Genomic DNA, 23,773 nt, shown 5'->3' on the forward strand with positions numbered 1-23,773 from the left:
AACGCAGCCGTTTATGTTCACATATAAGAGTGTAAGAAGCCTAGGATCCGCCTGTACGACGGCGCTGATTGTTTGGCTTCTTATTGTTCTGGCTTTTCAGCGGTTTCGCGGAACCGGCTTGAAAAGTTGAACCCGGTTTACCTGAAGCATGCTGTTTCTTCTGTTCAAGCTTCTGGCGGATCGCCTCGGCCAAATTAATTTTTGGTTTATCATTGTTCTCGCTCATTATGTTAACCCCCTTAGGCAGCAAGTCCTTTTCCTTATTCTAATTGTTTTTAAATGCTGCCACAAGGGCAAGAATAACTCAAAGAAAGTTTTCCTGTATTTATGTGACAAGGATGGAGATTGACAGGGGGTAGCAGGGATGGCCGATATTTATGAAGATATACGCAAAGGAGAAAAAGGCGCACTGGTCAGTATTGTCGCTTATCTGGTCTTGTCTGCTTTCAAGCTGGTCTGCGGCTACTTGTTCGCTTCCAGCGCTCTCCTGGCAGACGGCTTTAACAATCTGACCGATATTGTTGCTTCACTGGCCGTGCTGATTGGTCTGCGCATCTCACGGAAGCCGCCGGATTCAGATCATACCTACGGGCATTTCCGGGCCGAGACGGTTGCTGCGCTGATGGCTTCTTTTATCATGGCGATGGTCGGCATCCAGGTTATTGTGGAAGCAGTGCGATCCTTGTTTGAAGGGGCGAAGGCAACGCCGCAGCTCTGGTCGGCGGGAGTTGCCCTGGTGTGTGCCGTAGCCATGATGGGGGTATATATATATAACAAGCGTTTGGCGAAGCAGATTAATAACAACGCGCTGATGGCTGCAGCCAAGGATAATTTCTCGGATGCCATGGTTAGTATCGGAGCTGCTGTAGGAATTGTCGGAGCCCAGTTCGGCCTTCCTTGGATCGATTCAGCTGCTGCTGTTGCGGTAGGACTGCTGATCTCCAAGACGGCCTGGGATATATTCCGCGACTCCACTTACCGGCTGACTGACGGCTTTGACGAAGATAAACTGCTTGATCTGCGCAGCACCATTGCCCGGACACCGGGTGTGGAGGGCATTAAGGATTTGAAAGCCCGGGTTCATGGCAATCATGTGCTGGTTGATGTAGTGGTACAAGTGAATGCACAGATGACGGTAATGGAGGGCCATGCCATCAGTGACTCCATCGAAGAGCGGATGAGCAAGCTGCATAACATCATGAATGTGCAGGTTCACGTTGAACCCAAAGATTAACATTCCTTAATTTCTCCTAGTTAGCTGTAATTTCCACCAAATCCAAGGAGAAATCGAGACTATAGACCTGGATGTTACCATAAGATGGAAAGGTTATTTGTGAAATTTGGAGCATGTTCCAAATCCCGGGTAAGCCTATAATGAGGGCAGAAAGCAACAAACGTAGCGCGCGCCGTTGTTGAATTCTCAATACGCTAAGCGGGGGAACGCTATGATCGTATCACATAAGAAACTGGCAGCATCGTTATTGGTCTCAGCAACACTGGCATTATCCTTGGGAGTGTTAAGTCCTCAGCAGTCCTTCGCTGCATCGGCTTCTGACATTTCGTCTTTGGCTGCGCCAGCGGTACAGACAGGTGTAATTCAATCCTCGGTCCGCCTGCGCACGACTCCTTCTACCAGCGGTAAGGTATTGAAGTACCTCAGTAAGGGAGAACAGGTAACGATCCTGGAAGAGACTAACAGCTATTGGTACAAAGTCAGAACTTCAGACGGCGAGATCGGTTATACCAGTGCGGGAGACCAATACATCAGTGTGATTACGGCTCCGGTGGCTACACCTGCAGTACAAACAGCAGTCATCCAGTCCACAGTCCGTCTTCGGGAGACACCTTCCACAAGCGGTAAAGTGCTGGGATACCTATACAAGAATGACCAGGTAACAATCATGGAAGAAACCAATAGCTATTGGTACAAAGTAAGAACAGCTAACGGTACAACCGGATATACAAGCTCTGCGGATCAATACATTGAAGCAACGGCGGCACCTGCTCCGACACCTATACCGACACCGGTGCCAACACCTACGCCAACGCCAGTACCTACGGCTCCGCCGCAGGCTGCTGTGATTGAAAGTGTAATTGCGGCAGGCATGGGCTACCTCGGTACACCGTATGAGTACGGGTCCAGCCGGAGTGATACCAGCACGTTCGACTGCTCGGATTTCATCCGCCAGATCTTCATGGATGCAGCAAATCTGAAGCTGCCTGCCGACTCCCGTCAGCAGGGAGACTGGGTGAAGCAGAATAGTAATGTAGTAACGGACATTTCTGGGTTGAAACGCGGTGATTTGATGTTCTTCATGGATTATAAAGGAAGCTCGGCTTCCGCCTATGCGGGGATCGACAAGTCTGCAGCAAGAATTACGCATGTAGCGATGTATTTGGGGGACGGGCAGTTATTACAGACGTATTCCGTATCTTCCGGCGGTGTAAGAGTAGACAAATTAAGCGCTTCTTGGATGAATCGTTTCCTTTATGGAGGCTCGGTCATCCGCTAATATAACAATAGATATAGAGAGCATGAAGCGGCAGTAGTACAAGTTTGTGACGGGTAAACGAACTAGGGCGGATGTTTTGTGGGGTTATCCTTTCAGTAGATTCTTCTACTGAAAGGATAACCCCTTTTCCGTTTAAACACAGCAAAAAGGCCGTCAGGACTAAGGTCCATGGGCCTCTTGAGTATAACCAACTGCGAAGTCATAGCAAAGGTAGCACATCAGCTGTTATGACTTCGCTTATCGTTAAGTATTTATGGAGTAATTATATAAGCGGATGCAGGAACCTTGAGCCAAGCTTTGCCCAGCCAAGTATATACTTCTCTCCACTCATTGCCCCAAGTATCGGTCATGATTACACCTGTAGTGTCGACAGTCTGCGCACCCAGCCAGCCGATAGGAGCCATGCTGCCCACGGAAAGGTGGAAAGCAGTGATCTTGGTTAGGATAATCTGAGGAGTCGCTAGTTTGATGTCTGCTGGTGTGATTACAGTGTCGAATGGCTCCATGTATGTACTTCCGGTTACAGACACTGCTGCATCAGAAGTAGGAGTAGTGGTAGTGGTACCTGTTACTTCAGCAGCTGAAGCGGTTGCTGCTATGGAAGCCATAAGACCCATTGCTACTGTTAAGCTGGCTAATTTTTTCATCGATGATTCCTCCTGATTTTGGTTTAGTAGTGTACTTTAACATGTTCGTGCTGTGCTAATAAGCATGTAAACATAAAGTGTATGTAATGAACCAAACATCGGGATTAAATATTTTTTGTTTTATTCCAGGGAGCCTTGTATTTCTGATTCTGAGGACAAGTGACATCCTGAGAGGAAAGGCCTATACTTTCTGAAGGGTGAATAGGATATATCAAGGGGAATAATGTGCAGATATGGAAATAAGCCCGGGCTTCTCGTGGAAGCCTCGGGCTCTACAGCATTGCTTGGGTTGGGGTTAGCGGAATGAATGACTACATTGATCGTCCTCTTCGTCCCATAAAGAGCGAAACAACGAAGAGAATAAGGAAGATGTAGAACAATACTTTGGCAATGCCTACAGCGGCCGCCACGATATTGAAGAAACCGAAGATACCGGCAATCAGAGCAACTACCAGCAGAATTACTGACCATCTTAACATGAGATGTCATCCTTTCTGTGTGGTGATGTAGTCATTGTTTAAACGGTGCCTATCATTTTGAAACAAACAGAAGGGGATGGTCTTTAAGGCGCTTGACAATTTGTTTCGGCCTAATTCCGTAAGGGTAACTATGCAGTATCAGACAGAGCCAAACGACATTATAAGACATTCGGAAGGGGTTATGGAAATGATCATTGAACTTAGCGTAGCACTAGTTGCTGTTGCATTCGCAGTCCTCGTATTCTTCTTAATTAAAACCTTGAAATCAGCGAAGGAATCCCTCGACAAGGTCAGTCAGACTCTGCAGGAAGTACAAAAGACCATTGATGAGCTTACGTATGAAGTGAAAACAACGGTCAGACATGCCAATGATATCACTGCCGATGTTCAGGGCAAAATTCAGAAGATTGATCCTATTGTCGATTCTGTGAAGAACCTCGGTGATGTGATGAATGAACTGACACTGACCGTGAAGCAGGTATCGGTAACCGTCATTGAGAAATTCCGCAAATCACGTGAACTGAAGGATAAGGCCAAATCCGTATCTATTGCAGAAGTTCCGCTTACTCCGTCCGAAGAAAGAACTATTCAATCCTATGAAGCGGTAAACGAAAGCAAGTCCAAGGGTAAAATAGCAACAGCGCTTAAGGGCGTGGATGCTGCAGCCGCCATCTGGCAGAAGTTCCGCCATTAATCAGGTTAAGTAGCGCAGGGTTCAGGCCAAGGGCAATTCAGCTTATGAGAGGCGGGAGTTTACATGAAAATCGTTATTCTTTTGCTTAGTCTGCTTTCTCCCTTTATCACCATTCCGCCGCAAGCTGAGACTGTCCCTGCCGCTTCTTCGGCAACCGTGCAACAACCGCCGGTAATGCTCGCCTTTGAGCATAGTGTCAATACAGTTCCCTACATAAGCAGTTTCGAGTCTCTGGCCGGGGTCACCCTGTATATGCCGGAGGAAGCGCTGCTGCAGACCAAAGGTATCCCGCCTCAGATTACTCCGGACCCTTGGGGAGATTGCCTGGAATATCAATACGCTGACGTCTCCGCCGGTGTTTGTGAGGGCTTTGTCCTCTATGTGCATGCTTCACCTTCCCAGGCAGAACAGTTCGGCCTGAATCTTAACGGTCAGGAACTGAATCCGGTGACTGCCAGCCTGCAGGAGACATTGGGGGCACCGGATTTTGAAGCCGAGGACGGCGATGTATATATTAGAGGAAGTGCAGCGCTCAAAGTCTACCGTAATATGAACACCGGAGAATGGGAGGGTATTGATTTATTTGACGGAAATTCTTTCTGAGGCTGTTTCAAGAGCGGCAATTAAGGTTAATGAATGCTCAGTCATCTTTTACCTGCGTTGCCCTCTTAAACAATACAAGGAGAGTGATTTCATGGATTCAATCGGTACACAGGCATATGCCAAGTTGCTGGAGAATGGTGTTCAGGCGATAGAAGAAGTGAATCGGCTGCGTAGCACCGGCTATACAAGAGATGACCTCTACGTGATCAGTCACGATGAAAACCGTGAAGGCCGTATCGTGGATGCTGCAGACGTGAATGAGGTCGGGCTCAGCGAAGAAGGGTTATTTGGTGCGATTGCTAACCTTTTCCGTTCACGCGGCGATGCTCTCCGGTTTAAGATTACTTCGCTCGGCTTTAGTAGCGCGGAAGCGGCTTTTTACGAGAAGGAGCTCGATTTAGGCAAAGTTCTCGTTATCGCCAAAAGAAATCCGAAATAATTGCCGGTCAGCCTTCTGTGACCTCTATAGTCCAATAGCGTAACCTCCAGCCCCACTGCAAGCAGTGGGACTGGAGGTTACTTTGTTGAAGACGAGGGCCTGATTCTCTTCCAATATCTTGCTATATGGAAACAGGCTGTTCAAATATCGTATGATAGAGTGATAGAATTACAGGATTTACGGTCCTAATACTATTCGTGTGAGGTGAGGAAGCTTGAGAATTTTAATTGTAGATGATAATCCGACCAATGTAATCATTATCCGTGAAATCCTGAAAAAAGAAGATTACCGGAATTTTATAACGGCTTCGTCCGCTAAAGATATGTTGAAGCTGCTTGGCGTGGGTTCTGGCGCGGATGAGAAGCAACCTAAGCAGTCGGATGTGGATTTGATACTGCTGGATATGATGATGCCGGAGATGGACGGGATTGAGGCCTGCCGTGTGGTTCAGCAATATGAGCATCTGAAGGACATTCCCATTATTATGGTCACCGCTGTGGGAGATTCCAAGAAGCTTGCAGAAGCACTGGATGCAGGTGCCGTAGATTATGTTACGAAACCGATTAATAAGGTAGAGCTGATGGCCCGCATCCGTCTGGCCCTGCGGCTGAAACGCGAGAAAGATTGGCATAAGGAGCGGGATCAGCGCATCCAGGATGAGTTGAAGCTTGCTGCTTTAGTGCAGAATGCAGTACTCAGCTTGCCGCTTACCGATGAAACGTTTGAGGTGCATGCCATTTTTCAGCCGTCCTTTGAGCTGGCCGGTGATTTATACGCCTGGTATCCGCTGGGTGACGGGCGTTATGCTGTCATTCTGCTGGATATGATGGGACACGGGATCTCTTCATCGCTGTTCTGTATGTTCCTGGCCTCGGTATTGAAGGATACCGTGACTACCTATGTTGAGCCGGAGAAGGTTATTCAAGAACTTAACAGACGCTTCAATCAGCTCTACATTGAGAAGCAGCTGGTCCAGTATTACTTCACGGCAATTTATCTCGTTATTGATACACGGATGAAGCGGATTGATTATGTGAATGCCGGGCACCCGCCGGCGCTGCTCTTCGAAGGAGAGGCTAAAACTCCCGTTCTGCTGGAGAGCAACTGCCACCCGGTCGGGCTGTTTGACCGGATTGATATCCAGCCGCAGAGCCTCAGCTATGAGGAAGAAGGCCATCTGGTGCTGTTTACAGACGGCTTGCTGGAGATGGCCCAGGGAGAGCAGGCCGAGCAGCTCGAATTCATGGTCGGGCATTTGAATGCAGGCCACGACTGGCAGGAAGAGGTTATGCGCACTGCTTTCCTGAATGAGCCTGTGAATCAGGAACGCGATGACGATAAGTGTCTGGTATGGATTTCGCTGAAGAAAGGAAAAGATAGGGAATGAAAATAAAGGCAAAACTGCTAATCGGCTTCAGTGCCATGCTGGCCATTATGCTGGCTCTTACCATGATCGGGTATGACCGGCTTCATTATATGAGCGGACAGCTTGACAGCTTCCAGGAGAGGTACAGCAAAGGCCGCTCCTCTTCAGGGCTTCGCGGTGAAGTGAATGATATGGCGCGGATCTTAACCACCTCGATGCTTAACGCGGACACACTTTCTGTGGATGCCCAGAAGGCGGAAATTAACAGCAAGGTGCTCAAAGCTGAGGAGCATCTGAAGAATATGCAGGACTCCATGAATACCACAGAAGAATTGCAGCTGTTATCGCAGATTGAGGCTTCTTATTCTGCGTATAAGAATTATCAGAGTAAAGTGCTGGAGATGCTGACTGCCGGCTACTTCCAGAATGCTAATACTTACCGTAATGCAGAAGGACAAGATATCCAGAACGAGGTACTGAACAGTCTGAATGCACTTTCCGATTATAATGCCTTCCGGATGACTGATGAGACCGCCATAGCCAAGGAGGCATCCGAACGTTCGATTCAGATAGTGACCCTGATTATGATTGTGGGACTGCTGCTGGGGCTCGGGGTGATCCTATGGGTCATCCCGAGTATTACGCGCGGTCTAAGTGTAGTATCCATGATGATTACCAGCTTCGGCAACGGCAAGATGCGGGCGATCCGGCGGATCAAGGTCAAATCCAAAGATGAGATTGGTGATGTAGCCCGCGTGTTCCAGGAGATGGCTGAGGATATTGAGCAGAAGCAGCAGCTTGAAAAGTCCTATGCCCAGGCGCAGAGTGACCAGGCTTGGCTGAACGCGAACATAGCCCGGGTAACGGAGCTGCTGCGTGGCGTCAGCTCACTGGAACAGGTGTCACAGACCTTTATCAGTGAGTTCACGCCTGTGCTGGGAGCCCAGTACGGTGCTGTATATTTGAAGGATCAGAACAATCCGAACCTGCTGGTCAGCAGCGCTTTCTATGCCGGTGAGGAAGGCGTCACACCGAAGGAGAGCTTCGAAATCGGTCAGGGGCTGGTCGGACAAAGCGCCTTGGACAAGCTGCCGATCAATCTGACAGAGGCGCCGGATAACTATATTTCCGTCTCCTCCGGATTCGGGGAATCACATCCGAGTTACATTTCTATTCATCCGCTTTTATTTGAAGATGAGCTAATGGGGGTAGTGGAATTCGCTTCCTTTACTCCTTTCTCGGTGCTGCAGAATGAGCTGCTTCATCAGCTTTCGAATAATCTGGGCATCATTCTGAATAATATCAGCCGCAGGCTTGACGTTGAAGAGCTGCTGCGGGAATCGCAGGCGCTTACCGAAGAGCTGCAATGCCAGTCAGAGGAACTGCAGACCCAGCAGGAAGAACTCCGCCGTTCCAACGAGAATCTGGAGGAACAGACGGATGCGCTGAAGCGTTCCGAGGAGCTGCTGCAGCGGCAGCAGGGAGAACTGGAGCATTATAATACGGAGCTGCTCGCCAAGACCAGTGCTCTGCAGGAGCAGGTGCAGGAGGTTGAAGAGAAGAAGGATGAGATTGAGCATGCCCGCGTCCAGCTTGAGAAGCAGGCGATGCAGCTTGCGGTGACCAGCAAATACAAATCCGAGTTCCTGGCGAATATGTCTCATGAGCTGCGGACGCCGCTGAACAGCCTGTTAATCCTGTCCCAGCTTCTTACGGAGAATAAAGAAGGGAATCTGAGCGACAAGCAGGTGGAATTCGCCCATACCATCTATATGTCAGGTGCGGACCTGCTCAAGATGATAGATGAGATTCTCGATCTGTCCAAGGTGGATGCCGGCAAAATGGAGCTTAATTACGAAGAGATTCCGCTTACAGAGCTAAAGATCTTCGTGAAGCAGAACTTTGCGCCGCTGGCCAGTCAGAAGGGGCTGTCGCTGCGCTTATCCTTCGAGGAGCCACTGCCGGACCATGTGTTCACGGACAGCCACAGACTGAAGCAGGTGCTCCGCAATCTCTTGTCTAATGCGTTCAAATTCACCAGTGAAGGACATGTGGAGTTCTCTGTCAGCCGGGCGGATACCAAGCAGCTGCCTTCCTATCTGCCGCATGAATATGAATACATTGCAATGTCTGTCAAGGACAGCGGAATCGGCATCCCGTCCGACAAGATGGATATAGTCTTTGAGGCCTTCCAGCAGGTCGACGGGACAACTAGCCGCAAGTATGGGGGCACAGGTCTCGGGCTGTCGATCAGCCGCGAGCTTGCCCGTCTGATGGGCGGGGCAATTGGACTGGAATCGCGCGAAGGACAAGGAAGCATCTTCACCTTGTATCTGCCGGTCAAAGGGAATTACAGCCTGCTGCCGGGAGTGGCAGAAGCCGCCGCCGCACGGGATGCGGCGACGCTTGAAGAGTACCGGGACGAACGTACATGGAATGAAACCGGCAATGTGGCACCTACGCCCCTCGTGCCGGTTATTGTTGAAGACGACCGCGAATCGCTTACTGCCGGCGACAAGGTTCTGCTCATTATCGAAGATGACGAGAGCTTTGCCAAAATACTGCTCGGCATGGCCCGCGGCCGCGGCTTCAAGGGACTGGTGGCTCTTCAGGGAGATACCGGCCTGCAGATGGCCAAGACCTATCTGCCTGACGCGATTATTCTCGATATCCAGCTGCCGGTCATGGACGGCTGGTCAATACTCAGGGAACTCAAGGGTGCTTCCCAGACCCGGCATATTCCTGTGCACGTGATCTCCGTGAACGACGAGATTAAGCAGGGCCTCATGATGGGCGCGATGGCCTACTTAAGAAAGCCTTCTTCTCGCGAAGCGCTGGACCGGGCATTCTCGCAAATTGAGAACTACACCGCCAGCACGCTTAAGCATCTGCTCATTGTAGAAGATGATGATATCCAGCGCCGGTCCATCATGGAGCTTATCGGGCATGATGATGTAGCCATTACTGCGGTTTCCACCGGCCATGAAGCCCTGGGCGAGCTGCGCAAGCAGAGGTATGACTGTATGGTCCTCGATCTTATGCTGGAGGATATGACCGGATTCGAGCTGCTGGATCAGATCCGGGATGATGAAGAGTTGAATGATCTGCCGATCATTATTTATACGGGTAAAGATCTGGACAGCAAAGAAGAGACGCAGCTGCGTAAATATGCGGAATCGATCATTATCAAGGATGTCCGCTCGCCGGAACGGCTGCTGGATGAAACTACGCTGTTCCTGCACCGGGTAGAGGCTAATCTTCCGGAGGATAAGCGTAAAATTCTGCAAAAGCTGCACAATAAAGAAGAATTGTTCGACGGCAAAAAAATATTGCTCGTCGATGATGACATCCGAAACGTCTTTGCCCTCTCCAGTGTTCTTGAAGGATATCATATGGAAGTGAAGTTCGCCGAGAATGGGCGGGAGGCCATTGATATGCTGGTGGAGCATACGGATTTTGATCTGGTGCTGATGGATATGATGATGCCGGAAATGGACGGCTACGAAGCGATGCGGCGTATCCGGCAAATGCCGCAGTACCAGAAATTGCCGATTATTGCACTTACGGCCAAGGCGATGAAGGAGGACCGGGCGAAGTGTATTGAGGCCGGAGCCTCCGATTATATGAAGAAACCGATCAGTACAGATCAGCTTCTTTCATTAATGCGTGTCTGGTTGTATTCGTAAGGGCGATTTCGGGGTAATAGCTATACAGTACCATTTGGAACGAGTCCGTAAATAAGGCTTAGGCAAGGGAGTATTGATAACAATGACAGCTATGGAACGCGGATATGAGGAGCAGGCTATTCAGGCAGGGAGCAAACAGGAGCTTGAACAGATTGAAATTGAGCTGCTTCTTAGCGGGGTACACCGTCTATATGGATATGACTTCAGGAATTATGCGCTGCCTTCATTGAAACGGCGCATCTGGCATCATGTCCATGCCGAGAATGTGCCCAGCATATCCGCCCTGCAGGAGAAAGTGCTGCATGACCGTGCCTGCTTTGAACGGTTTGTATACAGTCTTTCGATCCCTGTAACGGAAATGTTCCGCGATCCGGGACTCTTCCTGACCTTCCGGCAGAAGGTGGTCCCCCTGCTGCGGACCTATCCGTATATCCGGATCTGGCATGCCGGCTGTTCCACAGGCGAAGAGGTATATTCCATGGCTATTATGCTGCATGAGGAAGGGCTTTACGACAAGGCGCGGATTTATGCAACGGATATGAACGCCCGTTCCCTGCAGCAGGCCAAAGAAGGCGTGTATGAGATCGGGAAGATGAAGCAATATACCAAGAATTATCTGGAGGCGGGCGGTACACGCGCGTTCTCGGAATACTACACTGCGAAGTATAATTCAGTGATTCTGCAGCCTTACTTGCGCAAGAATATTATTTTTGCCGAGCATAATCTGGCGACAGATACTTCATTTAATGAATTTAATGTTATTTTCTGCCGCAACGTAATGATCTATTTCAACGATGAGCTCCGCGATCATGTTCATGGCTTATTCCACGAAAGTCTCAGCCGGTTCGGAGTCCTGGTCCTTGGTTCCAAGGAATCCATTCATTTCACGAAATACAGTGACAGCTACGAAGCTTTGGACAGGGTGGAAAAAATATACCGCAAGAATAAGTAGCGGGTAAGGAGGGCCTATGGGGGTTCAGGAACCGATTCATATACTGCTGGTTGACGACCGTCCCGAGAATCTGCTGGCACTGGAAGCAGTGCTTGAGAGTCAGCATTACAAGCTTGTCAAAGCCAATTCTGGTGAAGAAGCACTGCGGTGCTTATTAAGATATGAATTTGCAGTTATCGTACTGGACGTTCAGATGCCGGGTATGGACGGAATCGAAACCGCCAAATTAATCAAAGCCAGAGAGAAAACCAAGGATATTCCGATCATTTTTATCTCTGCCAACAGCAAGGAGGCGGAGCATCTGTTCGCGGGTTATTCTGCCGGTGCCATTGATTATATGGTCAAACCATTTATTCCACAGATTCTCAAGTCCAAGATCGAAGGCTTTGTTAACATGTATCTGACCAGCAAGAAGCAGCAGCTTCAGTCTATGCTGCTGCAGCAGAAGACGCAGGAACTCGAGCGGATTAACGGGGAGCTGGTCAAAGCCAAGGAAGAGGCGGAGATTGCCGCTAATGCCAAGACCGAATTCCTCGCGATGATGAGCCATGAGATCCGTACGCCAATGAACGGGGTAGTGGGTATGATCGATCTTCTGATGGAGACGGAGCTTGCTCCTGAGCAGAAGGAATATACGGAGATCATCCGCAAAAGTGCAGATACCCTGATTACAGTCATTAACGATATCCTTGATTTCACCAAGATGGAATCAGGCAAAATGGAAATGGAAGAGCAGTTGTTTGAGCTACAAACCACCATCCAGGAGGTGTTCAGCTTATTTTCTGCGGAAGCAGGCAAAAAGAATCTGGAGCTGGCCTATTTCATCGATCAGAAGCTGCCCAAGCTTATTTACGGGGATATGGCCCGTTTGCGCCAGGTATTAATTAATCTGGTGGCCAATGCGGTCAAGTTTACCAACCAGGGCGGCGTATATTTGGTTGCGTCCAGCGTGCCTACAGCGGATAATAAATTGGTAGTGGAATTTACAGTGAAAGATACAGGCATTGGAATTTCACCGGAGAAATGTGACCGGCTGTTCCAGCCCTTCTCTCAGCTTGATTCATCCATGACCCGCAAATACGGAGGGACGGGCCTGGGGCTCGCTATCTGTAAGTCGCTTGTTGGGATGATGGGCGGAGATATCCGTGTGGAATCGATGGAAGAGAAGGGAGCTACATTCGTATTCACGATACAGGCAGCTGTCCCGGAGGATGAACTGGCAGACAACTGCCAGGAGGAGCAGAGTGCGGGGAAAGTGGTTGACCGGCATTGGCGCAGCAAGGTGCTTGTCGTGGATGACCATCCGATCAACCAACGCCTGATGGTAAGCATGCTGGACAAGCTGGGCTATAATGCCGAGGTTGCCGAGGATGGGAGCCAGGCTGTAGAGATGGCCCGGAACTCTGCTTACGATTTTATATTCATGGATCTGCAGATGCCGGTGATGGACGGGCTTACAGCGACCTCCAGGATTCGCGAGGACAGCGGCGGTTCCCCGGACAAGACCATTATTATTGCCATGACTGCGAATGTCATGGAGGGCATCCAGAATCGGTGTACCGCTGCCGGAATGGATGGCTATATCAGCAAACCGCTCAAGCTTAGCAGCATCAAGCAGATTATTTCCAGGTATTCTGTCAAGGATAACCCCGCTGCCCAGCGGAACACCTCACTTTTTAATGCAAGATCCAGTAATTACCACAGCCGTTAAGTCCCAATAGTTGTTTCAACAGAGTACCATTAGGGTTATTGGTAAAGAAAACATTTATCAGGAGAGTTGTCTATGAATACACATAAAAGTGAAAAGTTCCACGCAAAAACCGAAACAGAAGGCACAGTATGCACCGTTTATCTGATTGGAGAGCTCGATTTGTCTGTAGCTCCTGATTTCCGTCTGGTCATGGAACCGCTGGTGGGAGATACAGGGCTTGATCTCGTGATTAATCTTAAGGACTTGAGATATATTGACAGCACAGGCATCGGGATTTTGTTGTCGATTCTCAAAGCAAGACACGGAATGGAAGTTAAATTTGCCGTTGAGGAAGTTCCTCCACAAATACAGAAGTTGTTTGATATGACCGGCATTTCCAAGTTTTTTGCCCCCCAAGAGAATTCCCACTAGGAAAGGATCGAACTAAGGATGAGTGATGACGTGCAAAAAGTAGTTCTTCAGTTACCCGCCAGTGCAGAATATGTCGATATCGTCAGACTTAATTTATATGGCATTGCCTCTAAGATGGGTTTCACTTATGAAGATATTGAGGATATGAAGGTAGCAGTCTCGGAAGCCTGTAACAACTCCGTGCTTTATGCTTACGGGCAGGAAGACGGTTTGGTTGATGTAATCTTTGAAGTAGGATCAAGTGCTTTGTCCATTACTGTCAAAGATGAGGGGGAGAGCTTTGACGGGTTGGATTCGTCTGATGAACGTATGACGCTGCATGACAAGGAGCTGAATGATGTTCAGGTGGGCGGACTGGGATTTTATTTAATGCAGGCGCTTATGGATGACGTTAGCGTCGTCAGCGAAGCAGGGAAAGGGACAGTCGTTACCCTGACTAAGCGGCTTAATTACAGCGAGGAGAAAGTATGAACGACAAAGTGACTCCCCCAGAGTCCATGAATGAAGCAGTAAGCCTGATCTGGGAATACCAGCAGACGAAAGACAATGAAATAGCTACAGTGCTCATCCGTAAATACGAGCCTATGGTGAAGATGGCAGCCGGCAAAATTGCCCGTAACCGTCCAGATCTCTATGAAGATCTGTATCAAGTGGGACAAATGGCGCTAATCCGGCTGTTGCAGCAATATGATATTAGCCTGGGTATACCTTTTGAGCCCTATGCGATGAAAAGCATGATCGGACATATGAAGAATTTCCTGCGTGATAAATCCTGGTACATACAGGTTCCAAGACGGATCAAAGAAAAAGGCGCACTTGTGCAGCAGGCCATTGATGAACTTACCATTCGATTGGAACGTTCCCCTGCGGTGGAAGAAATTGCCCATTATCTGGATCTTACTGTGGAAGAAACTGTGGAAGTACTGGCCGGCAGGGAATGTTATCATTATGTCTCGCTCGATTCACCGCTCTCACAGGAAGAGACGGGTGCTACACTCGGCGAATTGATCAGCTCTGACGCCAATGACTATGAAACTGTGGAGAAACGCATGGATCTCCAGCAGGCTCTGGGACAGCTGAAGGAGCAGGAGCAGCAGGTACTGCTGCTGGCATTCCAGGATGGCCAGTCACAGCGTGCCATCGCCCAGAAGCTCGGGGTATCGCAGATGAGTGTTTCCCGCATACAGAAGCGTGCTACCGAGAAGCTGAAGCAGATTATGGCTAATTCTTCTTATTAAGCTAAGTGGTATGCCAATATATTGAATAGCAGGACAAGCCCTTCCCCGCCGGGGATAGGGCTTGTTTTGCTATGGGCAGGATTAATTCCCCGCGGTTCAACGTGCAACACCCCTCCTGCAGGCTATTCTGGCGGGAGTAGGCTGCAGGAGGGGTGAGCGGGAGATCTATCTAGCTGTTGGCATCAATATATTTTTTGATTTCTCCAAGATATTCCCCGATAACTGGCACATCAAGAAACAAACTAAGAATATAGCCCAGTAAACCGAGGATCACGAACGTACCAAGGGAAAGCCCCAGGCCTCTGGATACGCCAGCCATCAGATTGGTAATGATCCGCTTCTTGGGGTCCGTATAATTTTCCAGGATATCCTTGAATTCGGATTTTTCGAGTGAATCTGCGATTTTGTCGAGCCGTGCATTCAAGCGTTTGACCTCATGCCGCAGCTCGAAGGGATGCTCATCAACCTCATAAGCATTAGTTCTGCTGTCCGCTTCTCCCATAAGGCGTACCTGCTTTCTATAGCCTGGAACAGGCTTTATTGAGTGTATGAGGGTATAATTCATTTCGGGCTTAGTGTGGACTTATACGCCCAAAAAAGGCATGCATAAATAGAGAGCAGCCAGCTACGGCGAGCTGGCTGCTCTCTTGTACTGCCTCAAATAGGCCGTATATCGCCGTTTTTTAATAAGTGGACTTGTAAGAGGATTTAACTTCCTCTTTAGCATCCTTAGCTTCATCAGCTATGTCTTTGGAAGCATCTTTAGCTTCATTCGAGACATCCTTGGAAGCGTCTTTAACATCACCGGCCACATCCTTCGAGGCTTCGCTTACGGTTTCACCAATCTTCTTGCCTGTTTCCGACAATGTAGCAGCAATTTGTTGTTTGCTGTCGCTGACCGTTGTGAAGATGTCGGAGGCTTTAGCAGATACTGTACCTGCCAGATCAGTCGCTTTTTCGCTGACTGTAGTTGCCAGTGTTTTGGTCTTGTCTGTTACGGCTCCTGCAACCTCTTTGGTTTTGTCAGTGGCAATCGAGAGCTTGTCCGACAAATCACTGCGCATTTCACGGCCCGGTTTCGGTGCGAACAACAGTGCCGCCGCAGCCCCAAGCAGACCACCTATGAAAATTCCCTTGAAAAATGTGCCGCCGCTTTCTACTGGATATTCCGTTTCTGCCTTGTTCATCACCAATCACTCCTCATTAGATTATTATGATTTGAACTCCGGCAGCTATGCTGCCTGCCGTCATTCAAATTCAGGATAGCCTGAAGTATCTTACTTCGTATATAAACGTAGGGGTATATACTGAAACAGTTGGTGAGCATGGGAAAGATTGACGGAGTATAGGGAAGAATCCAGGCAATAGAGGATCTTTTCTATATATAAACGGCTATATTTACGGCTTTACAAACGCTTGATTGATGAAGAAAGGAAGGGGGTAAGAGATACTAAATCACAGTGCCTATACACATCTCATATAAGGAGCATTTATCCCCTGGTTAAGATATGGAGAAGGTTCCAACATCTATGGAGGTGCAAAGTTTATGATTAAAGTAGTCACATCAGCAGAGCGTCATACTTCGACTAGAGAATGGATACACAGTGAATTCAGCTTTTCATTTGGAGATTACGATGACCCCAGCAATGCCCACTTTGGCGCACTGCTGGCCCATAACGACAATGAATTGAAGCCGGAGCAAGGCATGCATGAGCATCCGCATCATGATCTGGAGATTATTACTTATGTAGTTTCCGGAGTCCTGAAGCATCAGGATGATCTTGGAAATCATGCGGATCTGCAGGCCGGCAGTGTGCAGATGATGAGCGCGGGTACAGGCATCAATCATTCGGAGACGAACCCGTCCCTAAGCTCGAATGTGCGTTTCTTGCAAATCTGGCTGCTGCCGGACCGTCCGGGAATGACGCCGAGGTGGGACGCGAGATTCTTTCCGGACGAGCTTAAGCTGAACAACCTGCTTCCGGTTGCTTCCGGATCAGCGGACAAGGGAGCGCTTAAGCTGGGCGAGGATGTTACGGTCTATTTGTCCCTTCTGCAGACGAACCGGGAGCTGCATTACCCGCAGCAAGAGGAGCGGCGCACTCATATTTATCTGATTTCCGGGAATCTGGAGATTAGCTGCTCAGACGGCGTGTTTCAGCTTCAGCAGGGAGATGCGGCGCGTATCCGCAAGAGCTGTGATCTGACCATTAAAGGGACAAGCAATGGCGGAGATGCAGAGTTCATCCTAATTGATCTGCCGTAAATGACAGGTGCAGACCTTCCTAAACCGAGCATCAACGCACAAAAGCCCTTCAGCTTCCCGGTCCATTCCTACGGACGGGTCGGAGAGAAGGGCTTTTATCATGCCGGCTGGCCGGTTTATTTCTTGCGTAAGCGTCCAAGTTCGGAGACAATCGCCTCCACCTGTGAGATGCTGAGCCTGTCGCTGCCCATGGCAACCTCATAAATATCCTGAATATCCTCATAATGCTCCACCGAAAAAGCCGAGGCCTGCATAGCCGCAGCGCTGGCCATTTTCAGCTTGTTCTTGATACCCTCGATCATATACTCAACATTTTCCTGGCTTGGTTTCGATAAATCCATGGGGTATAACAGTCCTCTCTAAGTGATATAGAATGAACTTAAGGTATGCTCCATTGCATTCTTAAGTCCATCTTGCACAGTTCAAGTATTTTATCATGTTTGGATAGGGAAAGACCATTTTTTTGTCTGGATCACAGAAAACATGTTAAATTAGAGGGAATAATTCGCAGGCAATAGAAAGAGGGGGAGAGAAGTCTTTGGCAATCAGAGAAGAAGAGAGTAGGAAACGCCGCAAAATGGATGCTGACGGGCTGGCTTCTTTCTTCCGGGAGATCGCCGCCTTGCATCCGGCAGAGCAGCTGACCTTTCTGTGCATCGGAACGGACCGCTCCACTGGTGATGCTCTGGGGCCGCTGACAGGCAGCCGTCTGCTGGAATATGGGTTCCCCCATGTTACCGGTACGCTGCCGGCACCCTGCGATGCAGATAATCTGATCCAGCGGATAGCAGAGATTCCGGAAGGGCAGATTATTATCGCTGTGGATGCCTGCCTGGGGCCGCCTGCTGCTCTAGGGTATTACTTTGCGGCTGCGGAGCCGCTTCGTCCGGCACAGTCTGTCGGACTGCTGCTGCCCGCAGTCGGAAACTACAGTCTGGCAGCGATTGTCGATGTGAACAGTCCCCGGCCTTATCGTACGCTGCAGACCACACCGCTTCACCGGGTAATCGTTATGGCCGACCAGATTGCCCGTGCTGCCGCCCAGGGTTTCGGGCTCACGGGCTGAGAGCGTTTCAAAGGTACCTGATCTAGCTTAATAATAAAGACAAGCCGCGGTCTTCAACCGGATACTACATAGAAAGAAGGAAGCAGCCATGGAAAATGTTCGATGCGAAGGAAGCAACATTTGTTACAGTGATCAAGGTAAAGGTGATGTCATTGTTCTGCTGCATGGATTCTGCGGGAGCTCGGAATACTTTGAGAAGGTGATTCCTGGCTTAATCGCCAATTACCGGGTCATTGCCCCTGATTTGCGCGGGCACGGATCTTCAGATGCTCCGCTCGGAGCCTACACGATCGAACAGATGGCCGATGATGTTCTTTCACTGCTGAATGCCCTGGAGATTCCTGAGTGTTATTTGCTTGGACATTCCCTGGGAGGCTACATTACTTTGTCGTTTGCCCAGCGCCATGCCTCCAGGCTGAAGGGCTTCGGATTGATTCATTCCTCCGGCTATCCGGACAGTGAGGAAGCGAGGGAGAACCGGCTGAAAAGCGTGAGTACTATCCAGAATGAAGGCATCTTTGCTTTTGTAGACCAACTGGTGCCTGGGCTCTTTGCTCCTGGTGCAGCACCGCAGCTTCTGGAACGCGCCAAGGAGATAGGCTATAAGACCCCTCCGCAAGGTGCCGCAGGGGCAGCCATGGCCATGCGTGAGCGTCCAGACCGCAGGGATGTCATCTCGGCAACCGCGCTGCCGGTGCTGCTGGTAGCCGGAGCGGAGGATTCGAAGGTGACTCCAGAACGGACCTTCACCTCGGACAATCCGAATATTACCAAGGTGACAATATCAGGAGTGGGCCATATGAGCATGTTTGAGGCCCCGGAGCATTTGTCGCAGATCATTAAGGATTTCGTACACACGCCTGTGCAGAAGTAATTCTTATAGCATACAAAGAGGCAGCACCCGCCGGATGGCGGAGTGCTGCCTCTTTGTATTGGCCGCGCAGCGGCTTTTATTGAAATTTACGGATAGCCGGAACACTGAGCACGAGAGCGACACAGGTCAGTCCCAGAGTAGAGAAAATAATTATGGTCGGAACCCCGCCAATCAGGTCGGCCAGCCAGCCGACAAAGATGTAACCGACCGGCAGCAGGGCGAAGGAACCGAATAAATCGAGACTGGCTACCCGTCCGAAGGCTTCCTTCGGGACCAGCTCCTGCAGGCTGATCTCCCAGATCAGTCCGAAGATCATCAGCCCGAAGCCTTCAAGGGCAAAGAAACCGATGGCTGCAGCCGGAGTACCCGCAAACGGCATGAGCAGCAGAGCCACACCCCCCAGCATAGCACCGCCATAAGCCATAATGCCGCGGTTCTTCCATTTCGGCCGCAGTCCGAACAGCAAGCCGGCGATAATTGCGCCTACTCCGGAGAAGGTAACGGCAAGCCCGTAGACATAAGGAGGCCAGCCGTGATGGACCTTGAAGAGCCAGGGAAGAAGGACGCTGCTGATCCCCGCGTAGCAGATGTTGATGAAGCAGAAGGCCAGAATCGTAATCCACAGCCAAGGGTGGCTGCGCAGAACGGAGATTCCCTCGATGAAATCCTCTTTCCAGTTAGGAGTATCCGGGGCTTCAGTATCCGGCAGAACAGAGGCCGCGGAATCTGCGGCGGGTCCGGGCTGCAATTTGACAATCAGCACCCTGCGCAGGTAGACAAGGCATACTAGGGAGATCAGATAAGTGAATGCATCCAGTCCGAAGCCGACACCTGCGGACAGGTGAGTGATCAGCAGACCGCCCAGTGCGGGGCCGATCAGGCGTACGGACTGGGTAGTGATTTGGGTCAGAGAATTCGCAGCCACGCGTATGTCCGGAGTGAATACTGTGGCCCGGACTGCAGCATAGGCAGGCTGGAATAGACCATCGAGCAGACCATAGAAGGCTACCAGGATATAGAGCAGCGGGATACTGAGTATTCCGGTCAGGGCCAAGACTGCCGTGATCATCATCACGGCAAAGCGGGCAATATCCGCCAGCATCATAATCCGCACACGGTCGTAACGGTCCACGATATGTCCGGATACCGGAAGCATGATCACATTCGGCAGCATGTAAGCAGCCATGACCAGACCCATCGTGGTGGTTGATCCGGTCAGTGAATAGACGAGGACGGGCAGGATGACCATCGTCACCGAGCTGCCGAGGAATGAAATTAAATGTCCCAGCCACAGATAGGGAAAGGCGCGTGAACGGACAAAAGGAGCAGCGAAACCCTGCAGCGGATTGCGCCTTTCCTGTCCGGAAGGAGCGGCGGTATTCATCTACTCCTGTACCTCCGCATCTGTATTCGGCTCCGGAACAGGCTCTGCAGACTGCAGGCGGCCCATCACGATTTCAACACCATACTCGTCGCCGGCAGTAACCTTAGATTCCCAGGCAGTGATCAGCTTCAGCATCTCCTGATGGAATTTCGCAAGCTCCGGAGGAGAGAGGGTAAGTCTGGTGATGAAATGCTCCACCTGGTCTTCTTTGCGGAAGTGGAAGCCGCTAAGCTGTTCCGAGCGGAACATCGTCCCCTTGGAGCGGTAGAATTTCTGGATGATACCTCCCGCCACTTCGGTGCGGACAAGCTCCAGAAGCCCGCCCTCATAGAGCTTGACGATGTGGTAGTGGATGTTCCCCGGTGTCTTGTTCAGCTTCCTTGCAACCTGCTTGGACGTGAGGGGTTCCCCCGCCAGCGTATGCATGATCTTAATCCGCAAGGCGCTTTCCAGCAGCTTATCCTGTTCCGGGGTGACCTTCAAAGGCTGCACGTTTTCTTCCAGTTGAGAATAGCTTGAAGCAGCTGCTTCCGGCGGGCTTTGCCCGGGGTCGGCGGGTTGTGACATCACGTTTCCTCCTATAATCGATCTGTGTAACAGTATGATCTGGATTCCAGATTAGTTGTTTGTATTGTATTTGAGCCCCAGTTTTATGTCAAGAACAATCAGTAGCAGTGATAACAAGTGTTGGCTGAAGGACAGGGGTTATGCCAGGTGGCGCAGGCGGGTGGAATGGTTTAAGATGATTTCAAAGGCGAAAGGGTGAGCAAGCATGTTCCGGAGAGATTATATCGTACGCATGATCGAGGATATGACGGCAATGGTTGCCAAGGTAATGACCTTGAAGCAGGATAAAAAAACAACAGAAGCCCTGTGGGAAGTGGACGAGCTGCTGATGCGGCATTTCCGCATAAATTCCCGTCTGCTCAATTCGCTGTCCGTAGAGGACATTATTGATATGTTTCGTCTCGGCGGTGTGCTGGAGTCCGATAAGCTGCAAGGGGTAGCCCGGCTGCTGAAGGAGGAAGGCGGTATTTACGCGGCAAAAGGGGATCAGGATCAAGCCCTCTTCAGGGAGATGCGGTCCTTGCATCTGTTTTTGTATGCGGATCTGCATGGTGCCGACCGTGAGCTGCTGAACATGACGGGCGATATCAAGGAGCTATTAGAGGAAGTAGAGCCTTACCGCCTCCCGGCCAAAACAGAGCGGCTGCTGATGGCCTACCAGGAATCCCTGGGACATTACGCCAAAGCGGAGAACAGCCTGTACCGGCTATGGGAGCAAGGGGAGGATGTTGCGGCGGAGGGCAGGGAGCTGTACGGACGGCTGCTGCTGTTAAGTCCGGAGCTGTTGGCCCAGGGGGGGCTTCCTCTGGAGGAAGTGCAGCAAGGCGGGGAAGAATGGAGCAAGCTTACGGTTAATGCTATAATATAACGATATTCAGGAGACAGCGTGCTCCATTTATAAATTCGAAAGTGAGATGTACCCAGTGGAATCTTTGAAAGCATTGATCGATCAAGTGATTACCGGCCGTACGCTGATTATGGCTACGCTAAGCCAGCTGCGCAGCAAGGGTGGGGTCACCTACAGCAAAGTGCAGATCAAACCTGTTGAATTAAAGGGCAAGCTGCACTATCAGTTCGCCTACTATATCGGCCCCAAGGCCATACACCGCAATATTCCGGCAGAGGATGCCGCTGAAGAAATGCTGACTCTGCTGAGAGAGACCTTCCGCCAAGGCCTGCTCTGTACCGCCAGTGCCGACTACCAGGTGCTGATCAGCAAAAAATACAAGGTGTCCATTCTGACCAAGTCTGCCAGCAAACAGGAGGCACCGGACCTGGCGCATAACCGCCGGAAGCAATATGTTCTGGACGAAGGAGAACCGGTGCCGTTTCTCGTGGAGCTTGGCATCATGAACAGCGAAGGCAAAGTGCTGGCTAAGAAATATGATAAGTTCCGCCAGATCAACCGGTTCCTGGAGATGGTCCAGGATGTGCTCAGTGATCTTCCGGCAGGCCGTCCGCTGACGATTGTTGATTTTGGCTGCGGCAAATCCTATTTGACCTTTGCGTTGTACCACTATCTGGCCGTCCGTGAGCAGCGGGAGCTGAAAATAGTCGGTCTTGATCTGAAGGCGGATGTCATTGCGCACTGTGGTGCCCTCGCTGCCAAACTGGGCTACGACCGCCTCCGGTTCCTGGTCGGTGATATCGCTGACTATAATGAACTGGACCAGGTGGATATGGTTGTTACCCTGCATGCCTGTGATACAGCGACAGATGCCGCTCTCGAGAAGGCAGTACGCTGGGGCGCATCGGTCATCCTCTCGGTGCCTTGCTGCCAGCATGAGCTGTTCGCCCAGGTGCAGAGCGATGTGCTGAGTCCGCTGCTGTCACACGGAATCCTGAAGGAACGCTTCTCGGCACTGGCCACGGATGCAATCCGGGCCAAGCTGCTCGATCTGATGGGTTACCGCAGCCAACTGCTGGAATTCATCGACATGGAGCATACACCGAAGAACATTCTAATCCGTGCCGTGCGGAGCGACAGCGGCGACAACGCCGCCAAATGGCGCGAGTACACCGCGTTCCGCGATTTTCTCGGTGCCAAGCCTTATCTGGAGCGCGTCTGCTCTGATCTGCTGCCCGTGGGAAATGCGGAGCTTAATTAATCAGCTTAATAGTTCAAAGTGTGACAGAACGGCTGCTTCCTGCGGGGGGCGGCTATTTTTGTGCAAATATAAGAAATTATAAGTTGCACTTGATAACTTATCCTTCTATTTCTCGCTGAACCGTTACCGTTCAAAAGACAGCAAAGCCGTTTCCACTTGGGATTGCTATTGGAAGCTTCGGCCGCTATTAAGGTGCTGCTGTGGTGTTAATGGAGTGCAGCTGTGGTGCTGCTGTAGACGCTGATGGAGTGCTGATGTAGTGCTGATGTAGTGCTAACTGTGATATTGTGATGCTGCTGTAGCGCATCTGTAGTGAATTCGTATTGTTAGTGCTATTTTAGTGCTGTTTTCGTACTTTTGTAGGGCCATCTGTGATGCCCTGAATTAGAATCTTGCATCAAATACAACAATTCTTTCATTATGCCGCCTCTAATCGGGAATTGTTGTACAAACTCCCAGCTATACCTGAATCAAAGTTGTAATACTTACAACATTTCGAATAATCCCGCTTGACTACCAGCTCTTAAGCGTTTATTTCCCCAATCTTAGACTTAAGTGTGGTTCATATAGCGACTTTCTTTTGCATTGCTATAGATATGGGAAGACTGTAAGCAACAATAGGAATAGGGGATTTAGAAATGCGGATAAATCGGTTTCAGCAGTACAGAGGAATGGCGGTCACTCTGGCTTGCAGTTTGGCGTTGATAGCAGCGGGCGGTGCGGCCTGTGTGCTGCGAGGATTCTTTTTTGCCAAGGAAATGTATCTCTT

25 protein-coding genes are annotated in these 23,773 nt (G+C 50.2%); 17 read left to right on the top strand and 8 right to left on the bottom strand.

Annotated elements, in window-relative coordinates; translation table 11 throughout:
* Positions 1–40 precede the first annotated feature (40 nt).
* Complete coding sequence (locus tag MKZ24_RS09175; protein ID WP_039309279.1) at positions 41–226, bottom strand: hypothetical protein; 186 nt, start codon at positions 224–226, stop codon at positions 41–43.
* 138 nt (positions 227–364) lie between these two features.
* Here MKZ24_RS09175 and MKZ24_RS09180 point away from each other — a divergent pair, with 138 nt between their 5' ends.
* Positions 365–1,234, top strand: coding sequence for a cation diffusion facilitator family transporter (locus MKZ24_RS09180; protein WP_042239722.1), 870 nt, complete (start codon positions 365–367; stop codon positions 1,232–1,234).
* A 211-nt stretch (positions 1,235–1,445) separates the two neighbouring features.
* A complete protein-coding gene (locus MKZ24_RS09185; RefSeq protein ID WP_042239721.1) occupies positions 1,446–2,513 on the top strand; it encodes a C40 family peptidase in 1,068 nt (355 codons plus the stop codon).
* A gap of 251 nt (positions 2,514–2,764) precedes the next feature.
* On the opposite strand, the gene MKZ24_RS09190 is transcribed toward MKZ24_RS09185, so the two are convergent.
* Both MKZ24_RS09190 and MKZ24_RS09195 read right to left on the bottom strand, forming a co-directional pair.
* On the bottom strand, positions 2,765–3,160 hold the full coding sequence (locus MKZ24_RS09190; RefSeq protein ID WP_042239720.1) for a hypothetical protein: 396 nt from the start codon (positions 3,158–3,160) through the stop codon (positions 2,765–2,767).
* Positions 3,161–3,471: 311 nt separating this feature from the next.
* The gene (locus MKZ24_RS09195) at positions 3,472–3,639 is read right to left on the bottom strand and encodes a DUF1328 domain-containing protein (RefSeq protein ID WP_039309270.1); all 168 of its coding nucleotides are present in this window, start codon (positions 3,637–3,639) and stop codon (positions 3,472–3,474) included.
* A gap of 187 nt (positions 3,640–3,826) precedes the next feature.
* On the opposite strand from MKZ24_RS09195, the gene MKZ24_RS09200 reads away from it, so the two are divergent.
* The 10 genes from MKZ24_RS09200 to MKZ24_RS09245 all read left to right on the top strand — a co-directional run bounded on the left by MKZ24_RS09200 (position 3,827) and on the right by MKZ24_RS09245 (position 14,739).
* Complete coding sequence (locus tag MKZ24_RS09200) at positions 3,827–4,333, top strand: DUF948 domain-containing protein (RefSeq protein ID WP_039309267.1); 507 nt, start codon at positions 3,827–3,829, stop codon at positions 4,331–4,333.
* Positions 4,334–4,396: 63 nt separating this feature from the next.
* A complete protein-coding gene (locus MKZ24_RS09205) occupies positions 4,397–4,936 on the top strand; it encodes a hypothetical protein (RefSeq protein WP_052416744.1) in 540 nt (179 codons plus the stop codon).
* Between the two features lie 91 nt (positions 4,937–5,027).
* The gene (locus tag MKZ24_RS09210) at positions 5,028–5,375 is read left to right on the top strand and encodes a general stress protein (protein WP_042239719.1); all 348 of its coding nucleotides are present in this window, start codon (positions 5,028–5,030) and stop codon (positions 5,373–5,375) included.
* A 214-nt stretch (positions 5,376–5,589) separates the two neighbouring features.
* Positions 5,590–6,762 (top strand): SpoIIE family protein phosphatase, encoded by a 1,173-nt coding sequence (locus tag MKZ24_RS09215; protein WP_042239718.1) that lies wholly within the window; start codon positions 5,590–5,592, stop codon positions 6,760–6,762.
* Positions 6,759–10,427 carry a response regulator gene (locus MKZ24_RS09220; protein WP_042239717.1) on the top strand — a complete coding sequence of 1,223 codons (3,669 nt, stop codon included), beginning with the start codon at positions 6,759–6,761 and terminating at the stop codon, positions 10,425–10,427. Before MKZ24_RS09215 ends, MKZ24_RS09220 begins: the two co-directional genes overlap by 4 nt.
* 82 nt (positions 10,428–10,509) lie before the next feature.
* A complete protein-coding gene (locus MKZ24_RS09225) occupies positions 10,510–11,379 on the top strand; it encodes a CheR family methyltransferase (RefSeq protein WP_039309260.1) in 870 nt (289 codons plus the stop codon).
* 16 nt (positions 11,380–11,395) lie between these two features.
* Positions 11,396–13,090: a response regulator gene (locus MKZ24_RS09230; protein WP_340782314.1), complete on the top strand. Its 1,695-nt coding sequence runs from the start codon at positions 11,396–11,398 to the stop codon at positions 13,088–13,090.
* A 72-nt stretch (positions 13,091–13,162) separates the two neighbouring features.
* Positions 13,163–13,501 carry an STAS domain-containing protein gene (locus MKZ24_RS09235; protein ID WP_039309255.1) on the top strand — a complete coding sequence of 113 codons (339 nt, stop codon included), beginning with the start codon at positions 13,163–13,165 and terminating at the stop codon, positions 13,499–13,501.
* An 18-nt stretch (positions 13,502–13,519) separates the two neighbouring features.
* Complete coding sequence (gene rsbW, locus MKZ24_RS09240; protein ID WP_042239715.1) at positions 13,520–13,972, top strand: anti-sigma B factor RsbW; 453 nt, start codon at positions 13,520–13,522, stop codon at positions 13,970–13,972.
* Positions 13,969–14,739, top strand: a complete 771-nt coding sequence (locus tag MKZ24_RS09245) for a sigma-70 family RNA polymerase sigma factor (RefSeq protein WP_039309251.1) — start codon at positions 13,969–13,971, stop codon at positions 14,737–14,739. Before rsbW ends, MKZ24_RS09245 begins: the two co-directional genes overlap by 4 nt.
* 169 nt (positions 14,740–14,908) lie before the next feature.
* Here MKZ24_RS09245 and MKZ24_RS09250 read toward each other — a convergent pair whose 3' ends face one another.
* Together MKZ24_RS09250 and MKZ24_RS09255 are read right to left on the bottom strand one after the other, a co-directional pair.
* Positions 14,909–15,241, bottom strand: a complete 333-nt coding sequence (locus MKZ24_RS09250) for a DUF5665 domain-containing protein (RefSeq protein ID WP_042239714.1) — start codon at positions 15,239–15,241, stop codon at positions 14,909–14,911.
* A 181-nt stretch (positions 15,242–15,422) separates the two neighbouring features.
* A complete protein-coding gene (locus MKZ24_RS09255) occupies positions 15,423–15,926 on the bottom strand; it encodes a YtxH domain-containing protein (RefSeq protein ID WP_340782321.1) in 504 nt (167 codons plus the stop codon).
* A 359-nt stretch (positions 15,927–16,285) separates the two neighbouring features.
* On the opposite strand from MKZ24_RS09255, the gene MKZ24_RS09260 reads away from it, so the two are divergent.
* Positions 16,286–17,005: a pirin family protein gene (locus MKZ24_RS09260; RefSeq protein ID WP_340782323.1), complete on the top strand. Its 720-nt coding sequence runs from the start codon at positions 16,286–16,288 to the stop codon at positions 17,003–17,005.
* A 116-nt stretch (positions 17,006–17,121) separates the two neighbouring features.
* On the opposite strand, the gene MKZ24_RS09265 is transcribed toward MKZ24_RS09260, so the two are convergent.
* Positions 17,122–17,346 (bottom strand): DUF1128 domain-containing protein, encoded by a 225-nt coding sequence (locus MKZ24_RS09265; protein WP_042239711.1) that lies wholly within the window; start codon positions 17,344–17,346, stop codon positions 17,122–17,124.
* A 197-nt stretch (positions 17,347–17,543) separates the two neighbouring features.
* Between MKZ24_RS09265 and yyaC the strand changes: the two genes are divergently transcribed.
* Complete coding sequence (gene yyaC, locus MKZ24_RS09270; protein WP_039309245.1) at positions 17,544–18,071, top strand: spore protease YyaC; 528 nt, start codon at positions 17,544–17,546, stop codon at positions 18,069–18,071.
* A gap of 88 nt (positions 18,072–18,159) precedes the next feature.
* Positions 18,160–18,945 carry an alpha/beta fold hydrolase gene (locus MKZ24_RS09275; RefSeq protein ID WP_042239710.1) on the top strand — a complete coding sequence of 262 codons (786 nt, stop codon included), beginning with the start codon at positions 18,160–18,162 and terminating at the stop codon, positions 18,943–18,945.
* Positions 18,946–19,021: 76 nt separating this feature from the next.
* On the opposite strand, the gene MKZ24_RS09280 is transcribed toward MKZ24_RS09275, so the two are convergent.
* On the bottom strand, positions 19,022–20,329 hold the full coding sequence (locus tag MKZ24_RS09280; RefSeq protein WP_052416743.1) for an MFS transporter: 1,308 nt from the start codon (positions 20,327–20,329) through the stop codon (positions 19,022–19,024).
* Positions 20,330–20,896, bottom strand: coding sequence for an ArsR/SmtB family transcription factor (locus MKZ24_RS09285; protein ID WP_340782331.1), 567 nt, complete (start codon positions 20,894–20,896; stop codon positions 20,330–20,332).
* A gap of 205 nt (positions 20,897–21,101) precedes the next feature.
* Between MKZ24_RS09285 and MKZ24_RS09290 the strand changes: the two genes are divergently transcribed.
* Positions 21,102–21,764 carry a DUF6483 family protein gene (locus MKZ24_RS09290; RefSeq protein ID WP_042239709.1) on the top strand — a complete coding sequence of 221 codons (663 nt, stop codon included), beginning with the start codon at positions 21,102–21,104 and terminating at the stop codon, positions 21,762–21,764.
* A gap of 46 nt (positions 21,765–21,810) precedes the next feature.
* On the top strand, positions 21,811–23,004 hold the full coding sequence (locus tag MKZ24_RS09295) for a class I SAM-dependent methyltransferase (RefSeq protein ID WP_340782334.1): 1,194 nt from the start codon (positions 21,811–21,813) through the stop codon (positions 23,002–23,004).
* The last annotated feature ends 769 nt before the right edge of the window (positions 23,005–23,773 follow it).

The sequence above is a fragment of the Paenibacillus sp. FSL R7-0297 genome, from assembly GCF_038009025.1.
In the GTDB taxonomy this organism is placed as follows: domain Bacteria; phylum Bacillota; class Bacilli; order Paenibacillales; family Paenibacillaceae; genus Paenibacillus_AQ.